Consider the following 20,169-nt stretch of genomic DNA (forward strand, 5'->3'; position numbering starts at 1 on the left):
GAATACGGATGATTGTTATCCGAAATTAGACTTGGAGGTGTTTTTTCTATGGGGACAAGAGTGAGTTATCCGGTTGAAGTGAAACAGAAGGCTGTAGAAATGAGATTGGCAGGCGTACCTATGAAAGAGATCATGCAGGAGTTGAATATCAAAAATAATACGCAGATTAAGACATGGGTCAGATGGTATAAGGCTGGTGATACACATCGATTTGAACAGCCTGTTGGTAAGCAATACACTTATGGAAAAGGTCCGGAGTATTCTTCCGAATTAGAGAAACTGCAGGCAGAGAATCGATATCTGAGACAACAGAATGAAGTGTTAAAAAAGTACAACGAATTGGAAAGGAAGTTGATAGCCAAACGTCAGTCGAACTTGTAGAAGAATTGCACAGCACAATGACCGTGCAGGATATCTGTATTCATTTAGGTATCTCTCGCTCGTCTTATTATCGTTGGAAGAAGAATCTGAAGAAAGATCATCCCAAGCGCCATTTAGAAAAACAAATCGGCACGTTGTGCCGAGAGCACCAGTATCGATATGGATATCGAAAAATCACAGCTATATTAAAAAAGAGAATGTGTATTAACCATAAAACGGTTCAGCGTATTATGCAGAAAAATCAGTGGCAGTGCCGGGTTAAGGTGAAAAAGCGCAAGAAGAATGGGCAGCCATATGCCGTGGTCGACAATATATTAGATAGGAACTTTCAGTCTGATCATCCTCTTGAAAAACTAGTAACAGACATCACGTATTTGCCTTATGGACAGAAACAATTGTACCTTTCCAGTATATTGGATGTATATAATGGAGAAGTGATTGCTTTTACGATTGGAGATAAGCAGGACACAGACTTTGTCTTACACACACTTGATCAACTGCCAACACTGCCTGAGAACTGCGTGTTACATAGTGACCAAGGATCTGTGTATACATCTTACGAGTATCAGAAAGCTGTTAAAACAAAAGGCATTACCATGAGCATGTCCCGCAAAGGGACACCCGCTGATAATGCCTCCATCGAATCGTTTCATTCCTCACTAAAGTCTGAAACGTTCTATCTTAACAGCATTGATCGAACCACGACCGCCATCGTAGAACGCACTGTCATAGAATACATTCATTATTATAACAATATTCGTATTCAAACGAAACTAAACAACCAATCACCGATAAATTATCGGCAATTGGCTGTTTAAAAGGTGTTTTGATCCCTGTCTCAAAAACGGGGGTCAGTCCCAAGTTTTGCGGCGTTTTTTATTTCTCCTTCACTCAAAAAGATGCCAAAGCCTCTCATTTTCATATATTCCAGCCGCAGCTCTTCATCCGGAAGCCCGATTTCATAGGCACGGTCAAATCGCCCTGCACGATTCATCAAACCTGGATCGATCTCTTCGGGATAGTTTGTCGTACCGATGAGAAATAGCCCCTCTTTTGATGTCGCGCCGTCCAGCGTATTGAGAAAAAAGGACCGCACATCTTCCGGCATCGAATCTATATCCTCGATGACCAGAACTGCAGGAGCGAGGCGTCTCGCTGCCTGAAAGACTTCTTCTATTGTCTCGCTCGACGTAAATTCAGTAATTTGCCAATAAGCAACAGGTGCATCGATACTGCCTGCGATCGACTTCACTAACGTCGTCTTTCCGTTTCCAGGAGGTCCATATAACAGAATGCCGCGCTTGTAAGGGATGTCATATGTTTGATAAAACGATTTATCACTATGAAAAAACTGATCAATTGATCTGTATATCTCCTTTTTCAATAGCGGATTCATGATGACTTGACTCCGCTGAACCTCTCTGACAATGGCTTCCTGCTCTCTTGAAGTCCCTCCATCTCCATCCGTAAACACGGTCACTTTCCGCTTGCTTTTTTCCCAAAGACGCGGTCTGACTCCCTCCAGAAATGCACGCATCTTTTCATCGTTAACCGCAAACAGACAATCAAAACTCATAATGCTCCCATCTTGAAAATATGGAATTCTGGCAAAAGCAACTCCCTTTTCAGGATACGCGTATACACTGTTTCTTATAGACTTATGGACGGTATAATCCGGTTCTTTCTCATCTTCATCGTAAGCAAAGGTTTTCTTTTCAAGCTTTTCAAATATATATGCCACATGCTCAGGCTCCAATGAACCGCTGCGGACATCTTCTACAAGAAGCTCCCAGTATTCCGTATTTGGATCATCACTGGCATAGAGCTCATAGAATACACCGTATTGATCATAAAGCGTTTCTTCAATCCGTGTGATAAGGTAACCGAAAGTGCCGTAGCCCGCCGCAGCTCTTTCATTCTCTTTTTCTTCGTACTGATAAATGAAAGGTATGTTAGTCATGTTTATACTCCATTTCATGTTTTGTGAACGTTATATATACGATTGACATAGCATTTTGTTTCATCCCACAGCATATTACTTGTGAATTCATAACCGTTGATATAGGATTTCATTGCACCATTTATTTTTACATATGGAGGAGATCATAATGAGCCAATCCAATCAAATTGTCAGCCATTTTTTATCCCATCGAAACGTGACCAATGAGCTTGCCGAAAAAATCAGCAAAGACCATTACAGCTACAAACCGGCAGAAACATCAATGTCAGCAGAAGAGCTGGTCAAACACATTCTTACGTCTTTCCACTTGTTCGCAAATGTCATTAAAGAAGGCAATGCCTCACCTTTTCAAAACAAGCAGGAAGAAACAGAAACAGATCTCAATGTTCTGGCAAAAACATATACAGAAAAAACGGCCGCTATCCTTGAACAGCTGACTGAAGAGCAGCTGGACAGAGAAATTGATCTGACATCCGCTTTCGGCAGAAAAGTCACAGGCCGCGCGCTGCTTCAGCTTGCAATGGAGCATGAAATTCACCATAAAGGCAACCTGTTCGTGTATGTGCGGGAAATGGGCCACACTGAGCTTCCTTTCTATCAGCAGCGCATGTAGCGTAAACAAGAAAAAAGATACCTGTTAAGAGGTATCTTTTTTTTGCGCCTTTAGTACTTCTCGTCCAGACACTCATTATAGGGCAAATGAATAGAGATATTGAGCATACCAAAATTTCAAGCAGCTAACGTACAAAAATTCAAAAAATTTAATTGATTAACGCGTCCTAATCATATATAATCTGATAAAAATAGTCGGGTTTTCAGGAGGCCTTTATCATGAGTGTAAGCATCATATTGATGGGTTTGTTTGTCGGAGCCTTAGTCGGATTGACGGGAGTGGGTGGAGCGGCCTTATTAACTCCCCTTTTAATTGTGCTTGGAATTAATCCTTCCATCGCGGTCGGTACAGATCTTGTATATAACTCGATCACAAAGCTGTTTGGCGTTGCCTCCCATTGGCGGCAGAAAACGATTAACTTTAAATTGGTAAAATACTTAGCCATCGGCAGTATTCCGAGTGCTTCGCTAGCCATTGGCATCTTGCATTTGTTCCCCGCCTTTCACCAGCATCAGGAAGAAATTATTAAGCACGCTCTAGGATATGTGTTAACGCTGGTTGCCATTTCAATCATCGTTCGTTTGTTTTTGGATAGAAAACTTCGTCCCAACCGCTGGCAGCTGATGCCGCTTGAAAATAAGCGGGCGCTGACGATTCTTATTGGTGTTGTGTTTGGGTTTATCGTCGGCTTAACATCAATCGGTTCTGGCTCATTATTTGCAATCGCCATGATTTACTTATTTAACATGAAAGCGTCACAGATTGTCGGAACCGATATCGCGCATGCATTTCTTCTTGTTACGGCAGCAGGCATTTTGAACGCTAGCTTCGGAAGCGTGGATTACATGCTGGCAGCTAATCTGCTCATTGGTTCAATTCCCGGCGTGCTGATCGGAAGCCATCTTTCGCCTCGATTCTCCCCGCGTCCGCTGCAATTTATTATGGCGTCCATTATTTTAGTCAGCGGTTTAAAATTGATTTAATGAAGAAGGCTATCCGCTTGAAGGATAGCCTTTTCTTATTATAGCGTCACACCCGATTTAAAAATGGCGAGTTCTCTGAAATCATTTTTTTCATGGTTCACAAGCTGGCCGCTTGCCACCTCAACCATATAGTGGATAAACTCACGCAGCACATATTCCTCATGAACATCATCCTCTGCTAAAAGGCCTGCGTTAAAATCAATCCAATGCGGCTTCGCTTCATACAGCTCGGTGTTTGTCGCTACTTTCACCGTCGGGACAAAGCTGCCAAACGGCGTGCCTCTCCCCGTTGTAAAGAGGACAATTTGGCAGCCGGCCGCCGCCAATGCGGAGGAGGCGATCAAATCATTGCCTGGCGCGCTCAAAAGCGTCAGCCCTCTTGTCTTGAGCACTTCCCCGTATTTCAAGACATCCGTGACAGGAGAAATCCCCGCTTTTTGCGTACAGCCCAGCGATTTATCCTCAAGTGTAGAAATGCCGCCCGCTTTGTTGCCCGGTGAGGGATTTTCGTACACCGGCTGATCATGTTTAATAAAGTATTGTTTGAAATCATTGATTAAATCGACTATCTTATGAAACACTTCTTCATTGGCAGCCCGCTGCATCAGGATGGTTTCTGCGCCGAACATTTCCGGTACTTCCGTCAGCACCGTGCTCCCTCCCTGTGCAATGAGATAATCTGAAAAACGTCCAAGCAGCGGGTTTGCGGTTATGCCGGAAAAACCGTCCGAACCTCCGCATTTCAGCCCGATCTTCAGTTCAGACAGCGGAATGTCTTCTCTCTTATCTCCTTTGGCCGCTTCATGAATTTCCTTCAGCAAAGCAACACCTGCCTCCATTTCGTCGGTCACCGACTGGGATTCCAGAAACTTCACCCGCTCCAGGTTCACATCTTGCAGTGCTTCCTTCATTCTTGCCAGCTCATTGTTTTCACAGCCAAGCCCTAACACCAAGACGCCGCCGGCATTTGGATGGCGAATGGCATTCAGCAGGATTTGCTTCGTATTTTCGTGATCATCGCCAAGCTGCGAGCATCCGTATTGATGCTTTAACACCAGTACGTTATCAAATGGAGCGATATCCCCTGTTTCTCTGACAAAACGCTGCAGCATTTTTTCTGCTATTCCATTGACACAGCCGACAGTTGGGACAATCCACAATTCATTCCGTACACCCGCATCTCCGTTTTCTCTTCTAAAACCTTTAAACGTCCGGTTCTCATTAGAATACGGATTTTCATCAAATCTCGGTGTATAGCTGTATGATTGGATATCAGACAGGTTTGTTTTCGTATTATGGACATGAATATGCTCTCCGATCGAGATATCTTGTGATGCATGACCGATTGGAAACCCGTACTTGATGATGCTGTCGTTTTCTTTGATAGACTGCAATGCAATCTTATGGCCTCTTTTTATATCATTCTTTACTTCAATCGACACGCCGTCCGCATGCAGCCTCTCTCCCTTTTGGATATCCCGCAGAGCAAGAAGGATATTATCTTGCTTATGAATCTTTATAAACGACTTCAACGTACCTCTCCCTCTTGTATGCAGTATTGTTCAAGAGCCCGCTGCATGCCCAGCTCATGAATAAGATTCAAGTAAACAGCGACTCTATCAGTCAGCTTCGGTATCTCATTGAGATCTGCCCCCCACAGCCGCTGTTCGCCTAACACTCTTGATGCAATCCGAAGCATGTCGTCATCCTCCTGACACCAAACCTCTTTGAAAAATTGAAGCACTGCCGGATCATCCTGCAATGTCTCATTATTATGATAAAAATACAGAAGAGCGCTGAAAGAAAACACCAAGCGTTCAGGAAGCTGTCCCTTTTGTTCAGCATATTCCTTAAGAGTCGGCAGGTTTCTCGTTTTGAATTTGGAAACGGAGCTCAATGCAATGCTTTCCAGGTAATGCTTAATATACGGGTTTTTAAAACGGTTCAGCACATCGTCAGCATACTGAGAAAGACCTTCCATTTTTAAAACAGGAAGAATTTCGTCGTCAATCAGCTCTCTTATAAATCGCCCAACTTCCGGATGCTCGACAGCATCCCTAACAGTTTTTAAGCCGTATAATAAAGCCACTGGCGTCATTGCTGTATGAGCGCCATTTAAAATCCTTACTTTTTTAGTCCGGTATGGGGTGAGGTCGCTGACGATCTTTGTATGGAGCCCTGCAGCCGCAAAGGGAAGTTCTTTTCCAATCCAATCAGGCCCCTCGATAACCCATAAATAATATTGCTCTCCCACAACTATCAAATCATCCTGATAGCCAAGATCCGCCGTGATCTCATCAATGCTGTCGACGGGAAAACCCGGAACAATCCGGTCTACTAAACTATTACAAAATGTATTGGCCTCATGAATCCACTGTGTAAATCCTTCCTCCAGCTTCCACAGACCTGCATAATGAAGAACCGTTTCCTTCAGCTTTTCGCCGTTGTTCTCAATCAGTTCACATGGGATTAGGACACACCCTTTTGTCTGATCTCCTTTAAAAGCCTGAAAGCGGAAGTAGAGAAATGCAGTTAATTTCCCAGGGAATGTTTTTTGCGGCCTATCCTCTAAACGATCTTTTTCATCACATACAATCCCAGCCTCAGTGGTGTTGGAGATAATAAACCGAAGCCTTTCGCTTGATGCCAATTCTTTGTATGCTTCATAATCAGAAAACAGGTCAATTCCCCGGCTGATTGAGTTGATAATCATATGCTCGTTTACGGCTTCTCCGTCTTTCATTCCTTGTAAAAAAAGCGTATATAATCCATCTTGCTGATTTAATCGTTTGATTTTTTCTGAGCCTCTTGGCTGGACAACTGCCACGCTCCCATTAAAATCAGTGTGTTGATTCAATTGATCAATCTGCCAATCAACAAATCCCCGAAGAAAGTTTCCTTCTCCGAATTGGAGAATTTTTTCTGGATACCGAGTATAGTGATCGTACACATTTTTATTCAGTTTCTGCATCTTATTGCCTCCCTCTTTTTATGCACACGTTAACATTTTTCTTTATAAAAGAATGCCCGCTGAAAAACGGGGCATCACGTCGTCAATCGTCTGACTGAATCACGCACCATGAATTTTGTGTTTTCCAAGATTTTTTCTGCTTTTGTTTCGGGCTCGCTGATCAGAGACAAGAGTTTTTGCGCACCGAGCACGCTGATTTTCTCCACTGGGCGCTTTACTGTTGTAAGTCTTGGCGTGATGTACTGTGAAAACCCAATATCATCAAACCCGATCACCGAAATATCATCAGGAACGCGCAGGCCCTTTGCGAATATCGCATTCATCGCTCCGATTGCCATGTCATCATTCGAACAAAAAACAGCGGTTGGAGGATTCGGCAGTGCCAGCAGCCTCTCCATCGCTTGAAAGCCGCTTTCCATATCGTACTGTCCTTTGACACTGTATTCATGCTTGATCGGAATATGATGTTGAATCAGTGCAGATAAGTAGCCTTCCTTTCGCTGCTGGGAGGATTTAAAGCCTTCGATCCCCTCGATGATGGCGATGTCTTGATGGCCGGACTGAATGAAGTATTCTACAGCTTCTTGAGAGCCTTCCTTGTCATTGGACAAAATATTCGTGATGGTGCGATCATCAATATCACGATTCAGCACGACAAGCGGAATGTTTTTTTCGCGAATATGGTAAATAAAAGAATTATCAATGTCACTTTGGCTCATTAAAATGATGCCGTCATATCTCATCGGTGTAACGGAGTCATAGTTTTTCAGATCATCAATGCCGCGCACATACAGATTGTAATCCTCACTTATGGCTTGATTGACGCCTTTGATTGTGTCTGCAAAGAAGCTGTGTGAGGTTCCGTTTGTAATGCTTGTAAAGAATAGCCCGATCGTATGCGACTTTTGCATCGCCAGACTTTTCGCATTTACATTTGGTGTATAGTTGAGCTGCTCTGCTAGCTCTAATATCTTTTTCTTCGTATGTTCTTTGATGTAAGGGCTGTTGTTGAGTGCTCTGGAAACGGTTGTGTGGGATACGTTTGCGAGTTTTGCGATATCTTTTATGGTTACCATCTAATTCCCTTCCTTATCATACCGGCTGCGATTATTTACTGTATATTGTATCATCAAATATACCGCCTCTCCCACTATATTTCCAGATTAATAAGACACAGGATTCTCAGCTTCTGTTCCCGCTGGCTTGCCAATGATTGGACGGACAAAACGAATCACAGCAAGTGAAGCGAAGACAGCCAGCCCTCCGGCAAGCAAAAATGCTCCAGAAAACGTGCCTGTTTGGTCAACAATAAATCCGGTTAAAGCCGGGCCGATAATTCCTGCCGTGTTGGCGAGGAAATGCATGAAGCCGCCAACAGAACCGACATTGTTTTGATCAACCACATCTTGAATGACAGCCCAATAGATAGCACCTGTTAAATATAGAAAAAATACTGACAAAGCGACCAGTGTGACAGCGCCCGCAGTCGTTGCCACAAGCCCGGCAAAACCAATCAGGACAGCTGAGGAAAACAAACATGTGACAAGCACAACCTTGCGCGAGAACAGCACACCTTTTCGAGCCGTTTTTTTGTACACATAGTCAGAAACAAATCCCCCCGCAGCCAGCCCGATAAAGCCTAAAATCCACGGGATGACCGTGATGACACTCATCGATTCAACACTTAATCCCCGTTCGTCGACAAGATAGCTCGGAAACCATGTCAAAAAGAAGAAGAGGATGTAGTTGTAAGCGAAAAAAGCGAACGCCGTGAACAGGACCGTTTTTTGCTTCAGATAAAAGGTGAGCGGAATTTTTTCTCCGGGAGACGTTTCTGCTTTTATTGCCGGTGCTTCCTTGATCGTCTCTTGCGGCTTTTCTTTGACAAACTTGAACCAGAGCACTGCCCATATCAATCCAATAATCATAATGAGAACGAAGGATACCTTCCAGCTGAACGCCACTGCGATCATGCCGACTATCGGGCCGGAAATGGCTCCCCCGAGCGGCGTGCCGCTGTTGGTTACACCGATAACGGACGCCCGCTGGGTCGGCGGGAACCAGTTGTTCACCATCTTGTTGATGGTCGCCGAAAGCGGGCCTTCTCCCATTCCGAAGAGAATGCGTATAATCAGCAGACTGACAAAGCCAAAAGCGAGGGCGACTGCTCCGCTAAACAGCGACCAAACAACCATCGCGACAAATAAGGTCAGCTTTGCCCCATAGCGGTCGGATGCCACGCCCCCAAGAAAGTTAAAAATGGCATAACCTATCGAAAAACTGCTGAAAATCAAGCCCATTTGCGTGGCAGACAATGTGAGATCATCCTGAATAAAAGGAGCTGCAATGGAAAGCGCCGAGCGATCCAGGTAATTAATCACCCCTGCCAGGAACAAAAAAAGGATAACGGGAAGCTTATCTTTTGAAAACATCTCAACCTCACCCCTATGTTGGTTCAGTTTCTGTTGCATCGCTTTCGTTACACACCTGAATAAGCCATAAATCCTCCATCGACAGGAACGGTGATCCCAGTGACAAAACCCGAATAGGATTCATCCGCCAGCCAAAGAAGCGTACCGAGCAAATCCTCGGGTTTTCCGAAGCGCTTCATCGGTGTTCCCGCAATAATTTTGTGAGATCGGCTGGTGAACGTTCCGTCTTGGTTGATCAGCAGATCATGATTTTGTTTTGTCAGAAAGAAGCCTGGGGCAATCGCATTGACCCGCAGCCCGGTTTCGGCAAAATGAACAGCCATCCACATCGTAAAATTATTGATGGATGCTTTCGCGGCACTGTATGCCGGAACCTTCGTCATAGGTGAATAAGCACTCATGGAAGAAAGGTTGATGATCGCCGGTGAATCGGCTTTCAGCAGCTCTTTTCCAAACACTTGCGAGGCCAGAAACGCACCGGTGAAATTGGTGGAGAATACAGTTAGAAAGCCCCTCTCATCCATATCAAAAAAGGATTGGCCTTCTCCCGCTTCTTCATATGTCTCCACATCGGTTATCGCGTCAGGATGATTGCCGCCAGCCCCGTTAATTAACAGATCAACAGCGCCAAATTGGCCAAGGATGTCTTCCTTTGCCCGTTCCAGTGACATCCTGTCCAGCACATCCGCAGCAACAGCGCACGCTGTGCCGCCAGCCGCCGTTATCTCCTTCACGACCGCTTGGCCTTTTTCAGCCGTCCGATTCAATATCGCCACCTTCATGCCATGACGGGCTAGCTCCCGTGCCATCGCAGAGCAAAGCACGCCGCTGCCGCCAGTGATGACAGCCGTTTTACCAGTCAGGTTCTCATGCAGTGGGATCATACGCCCACCTCTTTTTTTGCCATTGCTTCATAGGCGTCCCACAGCCCGTTCAAATACATGATGCCAAGTGCCCGATCGTATAAGCCATATCCCGGGCGGCATTGCTCGCCCCAAAGATGGCGCCCATGATCCGGTCTGACATATCCTTCGTAATCCTGCTTATGCAGTTCTTCCATCACGCCTTGAATGTTGATCGAACCATCCTTTGTTAAATGAGATGTTTCAATAAAATCGCCATTCTCATAAATTTTCACATTGCGAATATGTGAAAATGGAGCGATGCCGGCATACGTTTTAGCGATCTCCACCATGTCGTTAGCGGGATTGGCTCCCATTGAACCTGTGCAAAGGGTGATACAATTAGACGGTGAATCTGATATCGCCCGCAGTTTCTTATAGCTTGCCTCTCCTGTGATAATGCGCGGCAGTCCGAAAATCGGCCACGGCGGGTCATCCGGATGAATGGCCATTTGAACACCATAGGCCTCAGCAACAGGAAGAATTTCCTGCAAAAAGAATGATAAATTGTCCCATAGCTTTCCTTCATCGACCGTTCTGTAGGCAGCAAAAAGCTCTTTGATCCGAGCTAATTTTTCGGGATCCCACCCCGGCAGTGTCATGTCAGATGCATCCTCCACCGTCCGAATCAGCTCTTGAGGATCAAGGCTTTCCACCTTGGCCTTTTCAAAAAACAGAGCGGTCGATCCATCTTCTAGCGGCCGGAACATGTCCGTGCGTGTCCAGTCAAAAACCGGCATAAAATTATAGCAGATCACTTTCACGCCAAATCCGGCAAGGTTGCGGATCGTTTGCTTGTAGTTTTCAATATACCGGCCGCGTTCTTCGTTCCCAAGTTTAATTGCTTCGTGAACATTCACGCTTTCTACAACTTCAGCATGAAAACCATAGGATTGAATATATTCGGTCTCGGCTCTGATTTCTTCTTTTTCCCACACGTCGCCGACAGGCTTTTGATGGAGAGCCCAAACGATGCCTTTGACTCCGGGAATTTGCTTCACGTGTTCAAGTGTGACTGTATCGTTGCCTCGTCCATACCATCGGAATGTCATATTCATGCTCGCACCTCCGGATTCAGTCATTTAATCAAACGTGATGACGGCTTTTCGCACCTGATCTGGATGCTCCTTAATAAACTGAAATGCATGATGAACGTCATCAACTGAAAATGTATGGGTCACCAGCCCGTTATGCATTAACCGGCCTCCATTCAAAAGCTCTACCACTTTTGGAAACTGATTGGTCTGCAATCGGGATCCGGTTATCGTGACTTCTTTTTTTGTAATCGGCAGCTGAGAAATCTGAGCCGCTCTTTCATCAAATCCAAGCACAACCACATGTCCCGCCGGTGACACAGCCTCAATTGAAAGTGCAAAAGTCTCCGGCAGGCAAACAGCATCAATGACCACGTTTGCTCCTTCATTCCCAGTCCATTCAAGGACCCGCTCGGCAACATGTTCTGCTTGGACATTTACAACAGCATCGGCGCCGTTTTCTTTCGCAAATGCCAGCCGATCGTTGTTCAAGTCAGTCATCATGACAGCAGCGCCCGCCAGTTTTGCCATTTTCAACACACAGATCCCGATGGGTCCCGCTCCCTGGATCAGGACGGTATCACCTTTTTCCACCTGGCCTCTCCACACTGCCTGGGCGCCTATCGTATAAGGCTCGGCCATGACTGCTTCCTCCCAAGGCAAGTCCTTTGAGACCGCGTGAAGCTGCCTTTCCGGAAGCACAATATATTCCCGCATGCCTCCGTCCTCATGTACGCCAAATACAGAAAGCTTGGCGCAAACATTCGGCCGCCCTTTGCGGCAGGCATAGCACGATCCGCAATAAGAAATCGGCTCAATCACCACATGATCACCGGGTTTTAGGCTCTGTACATTCGCACCAACTGCCTCCACTTGTCCCGTTACCTCGTGTCCGATAACTCTCGGGAGGGTAGCAAGCGGATTCGTTCCATGATAAATGTGCATGTCTGAACCGCAAATGCCGACTCGCTTGACTTTCACGAGCACTTCATCATCCTTTGAAAGAACTGGCTTCTTCACCTCCGCTGTCACCAGATCATACGCTTTTCGCACTTGAATCGCTTTCATTTTACTCACCTGCTTTTTAAGAATTCATACACGCTCCGGGCGATGGAAATTCCGTTTTTCTTATTTCTTTCTTCATGCAGCTGCTCGATCTCGCCGGGCACATACACTCTTTCGAATCCAACAGCCGGCGGTGATTGCTGCAGTTCATCAATCATGGCATCCATCTGCTCTAAAAACGTATCCCAGTCAGTAAAAAAGGCTGGATTGATCGCACAAACGTAATGTCCCAGCTTTCTTTTTTGATCAAGGCCGCTGTACATTTTGGCAATATGAGGGCCAAAAGCCGCGCCCGCCAGCAATCCGGAAAACACATCCACCACAATCGATAGTCCATAGCCTTTCGGGCCGCCGAATGTTGAAAGTGAGACGATCTTGTCAGGATCAGTTACTGCTTCTCCGTTTTCATCGACTCCCCATCCTTCAGGAATTTCTTTGCCCTCTTCACGGGCCTGCAGAATCTTCCCAAAAGCCACTTTGGATGTCGCCATATCTAGGATAAACGGTTTTTTATGCTTAGCCGGAACACCGTAAGCAATCGGATTTGTCCCTAAAAAAGGAGTCCTCCCCCCAAACGGGACAACGATACTGTCTGTATGCGTCATTGCCATTCCGATTAGCTTTTCGTCAGCGGCTTTTTGCACAAAATAGCTTAGCGCTCCGCAATGGCTGCTGTTTACGGCCGTAACCATGCCGACTCCTTTTTTCTTCGCCATGTCAATTGCATGGTCCATCGCCATGTCGCAATTCACATTACCGAAACCATCGTCTCCGTCAAGCACCCCGGTCACAGGTCCCGTTTCTTTAAAAACAGGCTGTGCCCCAGGATTGATCCCTCCCGCTAAAAGCCTGTTCACATAGTGTTCTGTGCGCAGCACGCCATGCGAATGTACATTGCGCAAATCAGCGTGCACGAGAACATCTGCTACTTTTTCAGCATCTCGTTCATTCAAACCGGCACCGGCCAGCTTTTGCCGAACGAGTTCCTTTGCTTCTTCAGCTGCAATTGTTATCGTTTTCAAGCAAGTGCCTCCTTCCTTTTCAGTTTTTTGGGCACTCTCCTAGCGAAACCCCTACAAACACATTTTATTTACAAATTATTTTAAATATTCTCTATATTATATTGTCAGCTCTTTTGATGAAGATCCTGAACGATCTGAGCATGCTGCTGGTCTGTGAGTTTATAAAGAAAGCCGATAATGAACATCGCTAATGCCAAAGCAATGGCCGGATACAGAAGAAGCAGCGCTTTGATGCCAATCAGCGCCTGTGCTGTCTGGACTGCATTCGGCACATAGCCGATAATCCCCAAACCGATCCCCGAGAGAAAGCCAGACAAAGATTGAGCAAGCTTTCTTGAGAAATTGAAAAGTGAATATGTCGTTGCTTCCTTCCGTTCACCGGATTTCCATTCGCCATAGTCGATAATATCGGAGACAAGAGCCCACGTGATGCCATTTGGGATACTGATTCCGATAAAGGCGATACTGGCGAGAATTGTAAACACATAAACGTTAGATGGAAGCATAAAGTTGATCAGATCCGCGGCCACACTGATGCCGAAGCCGATCATTGCCGTTCGTTTCTTTCCAAACATCTTGACGAGCTTTGGTAGGAATACGACGCCCAAAAAGGAAGAACCAATAATGATGAAGTTCATATAAGCCATTAATTCAACATTGCCCAAGTTATATTGTGCGAAATAGACGAGCATGGCGGATTTAATGTTGTATGCGGAAATTGAAAAAATCGTCATCAGGACAAGGGTTAACAGCGGTTTATTTGTAATAAATGTTTTGACGACAGATGAGAGTGTTAATTTTTCTTTGGGTGCTTCCGATATGACAATGCGCTCTTTGCAGTTGCGGTAGCAAATATAAAACCAAAACACACCGAGCGCGGCGAACAAGCCCATGACCACCGGGTAGCCGACCTTCGGATTATCAAACTTGACGAGCAGCGGCATCACGGCCACACTTGTGATAAACAAGGCGCCAAGTGATCCGATTTGGCGGAACGTCGAAATGGAGGTCCGGTCCTCAGAATTTTGAGTCATCGCTGCCCCTAATGAGCCGTACGGAATATTCACAAACGAATAGCCGATGCCCCAAATCATATAGGATGCATATGCATATATCAGTTTTCCGGTCGTTGATACATTGGGAGACAGAAAAATAAGAACAGTAAGCACCGCAAGCACGATGCTGCCGATTAATAGATAAGGCCTGAATTTCCCCCGTTTGCCGATGTTTTTGCGATAATCGATTGATGAGCCGACAATTGGATCTGTTATCGCTGCAAACAGCTTACTGACTAAAAAAATGCCGCCGGCCATCGCAGCGGGGATTCCCGCTACATCAGTGAAATACTTCAATAAATAAATCTGGCCGAGATCAAACATAAAACCGTTGCCAAAATCACCAAAGCCATAGGACATTTTCTCTTTCAATGAAAGCCTTTTTTCCGTTTCGACCGACACAACCTTATTTGCCAGTTCAGTTCGCATGTTCCACCTCTGTGTCTTAAGAATTTTCGGATAGTGATCCGCTCAGCGATACTGAGCGGACACTTTGTTACACGTTTGCTTTCTCTTCTTGAAATTGAAAGTAGTGTTTCGCATTGTCATAGCAAATCCCCTGAACGATGCTTCCCAGAAGCTCCATATCGCGCGGCACTTCGCCGTTTTCCACCCATTCTCCAATCAAATTGCAGACGATCCGCCTGAAATATTCGTGGCGCGTATACGAAAGAAAGCTTCTGGAATCGGTGAGCATGCCGATAAAACGGCTGAAAAGGCCAACATTTGATAACGCTTTCATTTGGTCGAGCATTCCGTCTTTAGTATCGTTAAACCACCAGGCTGTGCCGAATTGTATTTTTCCCGGGGTAATACCGTCCTGAAAACTGTTGATCATGCTGGCGATGACATAGTTATCGTTTGGATTCAGTGAATATAAAATCGTTTTCGGCAGCTGGTTCTTCATCTCAACTGAGTTCAGAAGCTTGTATAAAGGCTTAGCAATTTCTTCATCGTTCATAGAATCATAGCCTGTATCAGGTCCGAGCCTTTTCATCATTTTTGTATTCGTGTTTCTTAAAGCGTTGATATGAAACTGCATCGCCCAATCGAGCTCCGCATACAAACCGCAAAGAAACTGAAGCGTATATGTCTTAAATTTCTTCTCAGCTTCCTCAGAAACCTCTGTTCCTTGTAATCTGTCAGAAAAAATCCGTCCAGCTTCTTCTTTTGTTGTTTCGGCAAATACCATTGAATCTATCGCGTGATCAGAAACTCTGCCGCCGGCTGAGTGGAAGAATCGCACTCGTTTTTCCAACGCCTTTAAAAACTCATCATAGGTTGTAATCGATATGGCGGCGGCATCTTCAAGCGCCTGCACCCACTCAGGAAAGCCTTCACGATTGATCTCAAGTCCTTTATCCGGCCGAAATCCAGGCAGCACGCTGACAGGAAAGTCTTTGTCTTCTCTTAATAATAGATGGTATTCAAGAGAATCAACAGGGTCATCTGTTGTACACACGACCTTTACATTTGATTTCACGATTAAATCCCTTGCCCCGAAGCCTTCCCCTTTGAGCAGTTCATTTGTCCGTTTCCATATAGCCGGCCCGGACTTCTCGTTTAAAATCTCATAAATGCCAAAAAAACGCTGCAATTCTAAGTGAGTCCAGTTGTAGAGCGGATTGCCAATCGCCATCGGCACGGTTTTCGCCCAAGCCATAAATTTCTCCTCATCAGGCGCATCTCCGGTGATGTATGTCTCCTCAATTCCATTGGCTCTCATGATGCGCCATTTATAATGGTCACCATACAACCAGGCTTCCGTGATGTTTTGAAATGTACTATTTTCATAGATTTCTTTCGGACTTAAGTGGCAGTGGTAATCAATAATTGGCATGTCTTTCGCATAATTGTGATAGAGACTGACAGCGGTTTCATTTTTCAATAAAAAGTTTTCGCCCATGAAGGGTTCCATGTCCTCACCGTCTTTCATTCTATTTCAAAATGTTAACGTTAACATTTTGATTTGTATCTATTTTACCTTTATATTCCTCTGGGATCAATCTCTTTTTTGAAAATGAAATGTTAACGCTGTCATAAACATAAAAAAAGACATTGCCAGAAAGCACTCGGTAAGGAACGCTTTTGGCAATGTCAGATTCATTAAAAGGATTAGTAAGCCAGGCTGAAAAGTCCTTTAATGTGTGTTAAATAGCGTACGTTACTTGCTTCTTTCATCAAGGAAGCAGGAAGACCTTTAAGCGGTGTAGAATTAGCACCAATGATGGCAACCGCGTCTTTGCGTCCAAGGCTTGCAAGTGTACCAGAGTTTACTGGCTTGAATGTTTCAAGCGTTTTGCCTTCCAGGTAAGCAAATAGGTTGTAACCGATCAGCTCACCCATTTGCCATGCGATTTGTGCAGTTGGCGGGTATGGACGGCCGTCTGGACCGAAGTAAACTGCGCTGTCTCCAGCAACGAATACATCTTCATGAGATGTAGATTGCAGGAAGTCATTTACAGTCGCGCGTCCGCGGTTCACTTCTAGGCCTGATTCACCGACTAATGGGTTACCTTGTACGCCGCCAGTCCAAACAAATGTGTTGGCAACAACTTTAGATCCGTCTTTCAGATCAATTACGTTTCCTTCTACATTTGTAACAGGAAGACCTGTTAAGAACTCAACGCCGCGTTTTTCAAGGCTTGCAGTCGCACGTTCGATAAGATCATCCGGAAGAACAGGAAGGATTTTCGGACCTGCTTCAACAAGTTTCAATTTGATTTCTTTATGGTCTACGCCGTATTTTTTCGCAAGGTTCGGCATGATGTCAGCAAGCTCACCAACAAGCTCAACGCCTGTTAAGCCGCCGCCGCCGATAAGGATTGTTGCATCTGCTTCATTTTTCGTTTTAGAGTACTCGCGCACACGATCTTCAACATGCTGGAAGACTTTGTTCGCATCAGCAGCAGATTTCAATACCATGCTGTTTTCTTCAAGACCTGGGATGCCGAAGTAAGCCGTTACCGAACCAAGACCTACAACAAGCGCATCGTAAGTTAATGTAGAACCGTCAGCAAGCGCAACTTCTTTTTTATCAACAGAGAAAGAACTTACTTCCGCAATTTTAAGATCAATGTCTTTGCCTTTGAAAAGTTTTTCTAATGGCATTGCAACCGCTTTTTCAGACACGTTGCCTGCAGCAAGGCGGTGTAATTCCGTAATGATTTGGTGAGTAGGGTATTTGTTTACCACTGTCACGCGTGCTTGTTCTTTTGTGTAATGTTTGCGAACTGTTAGAGCAGAAAGAACTCCGCCATAACCAGCGCCTAGAATGACAATATGTTTTGACATCGTATATCCTCCGTCCTTTATATCAATTTGAATCTGAGATTATTTTTGGTTTTCGCGTTCGTTCATGACTTCAAGGTAGCTGTTAGCAAAACGGAACAGCTTTTGAGCTTGAGGATCTTTCAGCATGCGAAGAAGGCCGAAAAGTCCAATTGTTTCGTTGCTTGCTTCCGCGCGGTCTTTTGCTTCGATCGCAGTCGCAGCTACTTCTTTCGCTGTTTCTTTTACAGGCTCGAGAATTTCAGTGATCGCACCGACTGTGTCGCTCTTTAACACTTCGTCAGTCGCTACAGACTGAGCGAAATCATAAGACTTCGTTAAAATATTCACTAACTCAGTCAGCTTCGGAAGCTGGTCAACTAAAACAGTCAATGATTCTTGAACTTCTGGCTTTAATAGCTGATCAATAAGATCTTGCTGGCTTTGGCTGACAGACGCATTTGTTTGATCGATTGTTTCTGGCATATCCAATTCTCCTTTACTATAAGCAGTTTGCTGATTTTTTTGGAAAGGGTAGTGCCTCTCCCTGTCTCACGCTTTTAAGGCATAAGAATAAGGATTGTGAATTCGTGCACAATCATTTACAAAAATAAATGTTTACTACCCAGTTTTTCATCTTGCCATATTCAGTATTATTTTTATCTAAAAATAAACAATTGAATAAGTCAAAATCCTTTACTCTCTCTGAAAATAGCAAACACAAAAAACTCCAATTCGATTACCTTCTATATGATAACACTTTTTGAACAAAATTTGAACGTGAATTGCTTCGATTATGAAATTAATTTATATGGAGCTCATGTCATAACGTTTCTGCGGCACTAGTTATTGACAATCCAGCAATTTCTCCCCTTCACTTTACCCATATTTCCAATAGAGGCTCTCTTTTTCCTGTGATCGGATCATTCGCCGGCAACGCCGCCTGCTTAATCTGTTTGACCGCTTCCTCCCGTTCATTCGGCTCTCCCGTCTTCATATCATACTGAACGCCTCCCGGATAAGCGCCAATGACGGTAAAATCGGAGCTTGCGCTTAGCTTTTTATGGCCGACTCCGGCTGGAATCACGACTGCGTCGCCGGATTTGAAAGGAATGGCAGCCCCTTTTTCTCCCCCAAACTGAATCACAGCCTCTCCCCGAACTGCAATCAGCACTTCATGCGTATTGCTGTGATAATGATGGTATGGAAAAACACTCCCTGACCAGCTGTTTGACCAGCCATGCCGGATGACGATCCTCTGCCAGTCCGGTGTCCTTAAGCGCGTTTTGATACACCACGAGCGGAAAATCAGGATGATTCGGAATCCTGCCGTCATCCGGAAAGAAGTATGTTTGTGTCTCTCTTTCCATCAATTTCACCTCCCTTTTTTGTCTTCCACATATAGTGGTTTATAAAACATGATGTTTTTCTCATGATTCCATTGATCTGCATGATACCGAATAGTATAGTATAAAAAAATAATGCCAGAATGAGGGATATCATGAAAGCTATCGTTATCGGAATATTGGCTTCACTTTTTTTCGCCGTTACCTTTATATTAAACAGAGCGATGGAGTTATCAGGAGGCAGCTGGCTTTGGAGCTCTTCGCTGCGCTTTATTTTTATGGTGCCGTTTTTATGTTTGATTGTCATCATGAGAGGGACATTCACGCCTCTCTTACTAGAGATGAGGAAAAAGCCGTTTTATTGGATCAAATGGAGCTTCGTCGGCTTCGTGCTTTTTTACGCGCCGATTACATTTGCGGCTGCATACGGTCCGGGGTGGCTCATAGCCGGAACCTGGCAAATTACAATTGTAGCCGGGGTGCTCTTATCTCCTTTGTTTTATGTCAAACAAGATATGCCGGGCGGTCCGCAGTTCGTTCGCCAAAAGATTCCCCTGGTTTCACTTGGCACTTCCATGATCATCCTGATTGGAGCGGCTCTGATTCAGCTTCAGCATGCAGAATCGCTTTCTGGGAGGATGCTGCTTTTCAGTGTGCTGCCGGTTGTCATTGCGGCTTTTGCCTATCCGTTAGGAAACAGGAGAATGCTCGAAGAATACGGAGGCCGGCTTGATACATTTCAGCGCGTGCTTGGAATGACATTGGCAAGCCTTCCATTCTGGCTTATATTAGCAGCTTACGGCTGGTGGTCAGACGGCCTTCCAACAGCAAGCCAAACCGTTCAATCCTTTATCGTAGCCGTCAGCTCAGGCATCATTGCGACGGTTTTATTTTTCTGGGCCACTGATATGGTAAGAGACAATCCGCAAAAACTCGCAGCCGTTGAAGCCACTCAATCCGGTGAAGTGATTTTCGCGTTGCTTGGTGAAATTGTTCTGCTGTCAGGCGTTTTCCCATCTCTTTTATCATTTGCCGGTTTGTTCATTATAATAGCGGGGATGATGTTACATACCTTCGCTTCACAGCCGAGAAAACCGAAAAAGAAAGCACAGTCAAATCTGACTGCTTAGCATCT

Annotated in this window: 16 protein-coding genes and 2 pseudogenes; 4 read left to right on the top strand and 14 right to left on the bottom strand. The window is 45.0% G+C overall.

From position 1 onward, the window contains the following. Positions 1-48 precede the first annotated feature (48 nt). Positions 49-1,199 (top strand): IS3 family transposase gene (locus tag PUN35_RS07900; protein WP_087614160.1). Its coding sequence is split into 2 segments (ribosomal slippage): positions 49-322 and positions 322-1,199, totalling 1,152 coding nucleotides; the frame shifts between segments, so codons are not numbered across the junction. A 41-nt stretch (positions 1,200-1,240) separates the two neighbouring features. Here the strand turns inward: PUN35_RS07900 and yjoB are convergent. After that, positions 1,241-2,341: pseudogene (gene yjoB, locus PUN35_RS07905) on the bottom strand (ATPase YjoB); the annotation flags it as partial. 148 nt (positions 2,342-2,489) lie between these two features. On the opposite strand from yjoB, the gene PUN35_RS07910 reads away from it, so the two are divergent. Next, on the top strand, positions 2,490-2,954 hold the full coding sequence (locus PUN35_RS07910; protein ID WP_014479541.1) for a DinB family protein: 465 nt from the start codon (positions 2,490-2,492) through the stop codon (positions 2,952-2,954). 218 nt (positions 2,955-3,172) lie between these two features. Continuing rightward, on the top strand, positions 3,173-3,937 hold the full coding sequence (locus PUN35_RS07915) for a sulfite exporter TauE/SafE family protein (RefSeq protein ID WP_014476525.1): 765 nt from the start codon (positions 3,173-3,175) through the stop codon (positions 3,935-3,937). Positions 3,938-3,975: 38 nt separating this feature from the next. Here PUN35_RS07915 and PUN35_RS07920 read toward each other — a convergent pair whose 3' ends face one another. The 13 genes and pseudogenes from PUN35_RS07920 to PUN35_RS07980 all read right to left on the bottom strand — a co-directional run bounded on the left by PUN35_RS07920 (position 3,976) and on the right by PUN35_RS07980 (position 19,058). Further along, on the bottom strand, positions 3,976-5,469 hold the full coding sequence (locus tag PUN35_RS07920) for a UxaA family hydrolase (RefSeq protein WP_014479540.1): 1,494 nt from the start codon (positions 5,467-5,469) through the stop codon (positions 3,976-3,978). Continuing rightward, entirely contained in the window at positions 5,466-6,908 is a 1,443-nt protein-coding gene (locus PUN35_RS07925; RefSeq protein WP_014479539.1) for a tagaturonate reductase, read from the bottom strand. Before PUN35_RS07925 ends, PUN35_RS07920 begins: the two co-directional genes overlap by 4 nt. A gap of 74 nt (positions 6,909-6,982) precedes the next feature. Beyond that, positions 6,983-7,984 (bottom strand): LacI family DNA-binding transcriptional regulator, encoded by a 1,002-nt coding sequence (locus PUN35_RS07930; protein ID WP_003232748.1) that lies wholly within the window; start codon positions 7,982-7,984, stop codon positions 6,983-6,985. Positions 7,985-8,071: 87 nt separating this feature from the next. Next, positions 8,072-9,340 carry an MFS transporter gene (locus PUN35_RS07935; protein WP_003245531.1) on the bottom strand — a complete coding sequence of 423 codons (1,269 nt, stop codon included), beginning with the start codon at positions 9,338-9,340 and terminating at the stop codon, positions 8,072-8,074. A 47-nt stretch (positions 9,341-9,387) separates the two neighbouring features. Then, entirely contained in the window at positions 9,388-10,224 is an 837-nt protein-coding gene (locus PUN35_RS07940; RefSeq protein ID WP_003232752.1) for an SDR family oxidoreductase, read from the bottom strand. Next, positions 10,221-11,300: a mannonate dehydratase gene (gene uxuA, locus PUN35_RS07945; RefSeq protein WP_014479538.1), complete on the bottom strand. Its 1,080-nt coding sequence runs from the start codon at positions 11,298-11,300 to the stop codon at positions 10,221-10,223. The genes PUN35_RS07940 and uxuA overlap by 4 nt, the downstream gene beginning before the upstream one ends. Positions 11,301-11,324: 24 nt before the next feature. Then, a complete protein-coding gene (locus tag PUN35_RS07950; RefSeq protein WP_014479537.1) occupies positions 11,325-12,344 on the bottom strand; it encodes a zinc-binding alcohol dehydrogenase family protein in 1,020 nt (339 codons plus the stop codon). A 5-nt stretch (positions 12,345-12,349) separates the two neighbouring features. Next, positions 12,350-13,363, bottom strand: a complete 1,014-nt coding sequence (gene allD / locus PUN35_RS07955; RefSeq protein WP_014479536.1) for an ureidoglycolate dehydrogenase — start codon at positions 13,361-13,363, stop codon at positions 12,350-12,352. A gap of 104 nt (positions 13,364-13,467) precedes the next feature. Beyond that, the gene (locus PUN35_RS07960; protein ID WP_014479535.1) at positions 13,468-14,847 is read right to left on the bottom strand and encodes an MFS transporter; all 1,380 of its coding nucleotides are present in this window, start codon (positions 14,845-14,847) and stop codon (positions 13,468-13,470) included. A 67-nt stretch (positions 14,848-14,914) separates the two neighbouring features. Continuing rightward, a complete protein-coding gene (gene uxaC, locus PUN35_RS07965) occupies positions 14,915-16,336 on the bottom strand; it encodes a glucuronate isomerase (protein WP_033881516.1) in 1,422 nt (473 codons plus the stop codon). Positions 16,337-16,533: 197 nt separating this feature from the next. Then, positions 16,534-17,712, bottom strand: coding sequence for an NAD(P)/FAD-dependent oxidoreductase (locus tag PUN35_RS07970; RefSeq protein WP_003232765.1), 1,179 nt, complete (start codon positions 17,710-17,712; stop codon positions 16,534-16,536). Between the two features lie 39 nt (positions 17,713-17,751). After that, positions 17,752-18,174, bottom strand: a complete 423-nt coding sequence (locus PUN35_RS07975) for a helical membrane plugin domain-containing protein (RefSeq protein WP_003220510.1) — start codon at positions 18,172-18,174, stop codon at positions 17,752-17,754. 388 nt (positions 18,175-18,562) lie between these two features. Next, positions 18,563-19,058 (bottom strand): annotated as a pseudogene (locus PUN35_RS07980) (cupin domain-containing protein). Positions 19,059-19,189: 131 nt separating this feature from the next. Here PUN35_RS07980 and PUN35_RS07985 point away from each other — a divergent pair. Further along, on the top strand, positions 19,190-20,164 hold the full coding sequence (locus tag PUN35_RS07985; protein ID WP_014479530.1) for a DMT family transporter: 975 nt from the start codon (positions 19,190-19,192) through the stop codon (positions 20,162-20,164). The last annotated feature ends 5 nt before the right edge of the window (positions 20,165-20,169 follow it).

The organism is Bacillus sp. N3378-2at (genome assembly GCF_033412715.1).
GTDB lineage: Bacteria > Bacillota > Bacilli > Bacillales > Bacillaceae > Bacillus > Bacillus subtilis.